The organism is Corynebacterium sp. KPL2895 (assembly GCF_040225815.1).
In the GTDB taxonomy this organism is placed as follows: Bacteria; Actinomycetota; Actinomycetes; order Mycobacteriales; family Mycobacteriaceae; genus Corynebacterium; species Corynebacterium rhinophilum.
Genome location: NZ_JBEHFY010000049.1, coordinates 1 through 2,233 on the forward strand (window position 1 = coordinate 1; position 2,233 = coordinate 2,233).

At 60.5% G+C, this 2,233-nt stretch carries 3 protein-coding genes; 1 reads left to right on the plus strand and 2 read right to left on the minus strand.

From position 1 onward, the window contains the following. Both ABRP95_RS11975 and ABRP95_RS11980 read right to left on the minus strand, forming a co-directional pair. Positions 1-301 (minus strand): iron chelate uptake ABC transporter family permease subunit (locus ABRP95_RS11975; protein ID WP_284864898.1); only part of this gene is annotated, 301 nt, incomplete at its 3' end. A 75-nt stretch (positions 302-376) separates the two neighbouring features. Beyond that, positions 377-1,324, minus strand: a complete 948-nt coding sequence (locus tag ABRP95_RS11980) for an ABC transporter substrate-binding protein (RefSeq protein ID WP_284781916.1) — start codon at positions 1,322-1,324, stop codon at positions 377-379. A gap of 128 nt (positions 1,325-1,452) precedes the next feature. On the opposite strand from ABRP95_RS11980, the gene ABRP95_RS11985 reads away from it, so the two are divergent. After that, a partial coding sequence (locus ABRP95_RS11985; RefSeq protein ID WP_349839487.1) for a siderophore-interacting protein occupies positions 1,453-2,233 on the plus strand: 781 nt, incomplete at its 3' end.

Consider the following 2,233-nt stretch of genomic DNA (forward strand, 5'->3'; position numbering starts at 1 on the left):
ACGACGCGCCTGCGGTAATACCGATAAATCCGGGGTCCGCTAGCGGGTTCCTGGTCCACGATTGCGCCAAGACACCGGCGACGGCAAGGGCCGCGCCGGCGAAATAGGCCAAGAAGGTGCGCGGCATGCGCAGGTTCCACACGATATCGCGAATATCCTGCTCCCCCGCTCCGCGCAGCGCGGCGATGACCTCATCGGGCGGAATCGAACGCGAACCTAGCGCCAAGGACGCCACCGCCAGCACGAGGCTGGCGAGGATGAGGGCAACAAGAAACGGCGTGCCGCCCCTTCCCCGCGTCATTACTGGTGTGACTGCGGGACCTTCCGTTGTGGAACCCGTCTGGATAATCGGTCCGCCCTTCGTGGTTGCTGACAATTACAGCTTCTCTTCAAACTTATCCATTGCCCACGGAATGGTCACTGGGTTCGGCATGCTCATGGCGTTGCCGGTATCCGTGTCCAGGTAGCGCACACGCCCATCCTTGACAATATCCAGGCCCTGGAAGGTCTTATCCTTCTTCAAGACATCCGCGGAGCCGTTGTAGTCCAAGACGAAGAGGTGATCAACCTGGTTGAGCTTCGCGTAGTTTTCCGGGGCAATGTCAACGAAGAAGCTGCTGCCATCGCCCTGCAGCTCATCCGGGATCTCCATGCCTAGATCCTCGATGAACTGTCCGCGCCCGTCCTCATCGGTGTACAGGCCAATCTTGCCGTCATAAGGCATGACGATGGCCGCGGACTTGCCCTGCAATTCGGTGTGCTCGCGGCGGAATTCCTCGAAAGCCTTCTCGGTATCAGCGATAAGCTTATCGCCTTCGTCTTCCTTGTCAACGGCGTCCGCGATGGCCTCTACCTGGTCTTCCCAGGGAACCTGCCAGTCTTCATACCCATCCGGCTTGACGGTGGTTGCCGCGATCTCTTCCAAGGATTCCTTCGTGCGCGCATCCACTGCCTGGTTCACCGCAATGATCTTGGTGGGGTCTGCAGCGGTGATCTGCTCAAAGGTCTCCGCGGTAAAGCCCGTTGCGGTGTTGTAGATGACCTCCGGCTTTGCATCGCCCAGAAGCTTCTTTGCCCACGGGCCAACGCCGGAAGGATCGCCATCGCCCTCAGCGCCCCACGGCGCCACCGTCACGGGAGTAATACCCAGGGCGAGCAGCGTATCGGCATCACCCAAGCCCAGGCTAGCCACCCGCTCCTCGCTGGCTGCATCGGTGGACTGCGTGCTCTCATCGCCCTCACCGCGCGAGCAACCGGCTAATGCGACGGCTCCGACGGACAGCAGTGCCACAACACCCATGGTACGGCGCCCAAAAATCTTCATGAGGCTAGCCCTTTCAATCAAGGAGGAAAATAACGTTGCTCATCTTAGACGCCGGCCCAGTGCATAGGCAAGGCTTAGCTTTGCAGGAGTATGTTGGGTGCATGAACTCCTCCCTACAATCGTCGCCGATGCCTGAACACCAACTGATTCCCGTAACCCTGACTGCCAATAAACAGATCCGCCCGCGCCTGCACCGTTTGACGTTTCACGCCGAGGCCTTCCGGACGTATCAGCTCGCCGGCCCTGATGAATTCTTTGGCCTCGTCATGCCGCAAGCCGGGCAAGAATTCTCACCCTTCCCCGTCGACGGGGTCAATATCCGGGCAGCCGTTGCCGCTATAGGCGAAGAAACTAGGCCCGATCTGCGCTGGTACACCATTCGCGCGCTCCACCCTGAGGACGCCACAGTCGATGTCGACGTGGTGACCCACGGCGATTCCGGGCCCGGCTCGCGATGGATTCGGAACGCGCAGCCCGGCGATACAGCGGGGTTCTTTACCTGCAACGAGCTGTGGCAGCCAACCGAAGCACCACAACTATTGGTCGCCGATGCCTCCGCACTGCCGGCCCTGCGACATATCCTTGCCTACCAAGAAGGCCGTGACCCGGCGATGCTCGCCCGTACCGACGTTATGGCCGTGGTAACTAGCGATGACGAGATAGAACCTGGGCTCGCGGCCAGGTGGAAAACGAGCGTGCGCAGTCTGAGCGCCCTTCGCACCGAGCCGCACCAGGAAGCGGAATCTGTTGTTGCCGCGCTGAAAGCAGATTATGCCGGTGAGGCGATACCGGGGTACGTGTGGGTCTCCGGCGAAGGGGACTTGGCGAAGAAGGTTCGGGGCCTCGCGGTGAAAGACTGGGGCCTTTCTTCAGACGACGTCACGTGGGTGCCCTACTGGTTCTATGGAA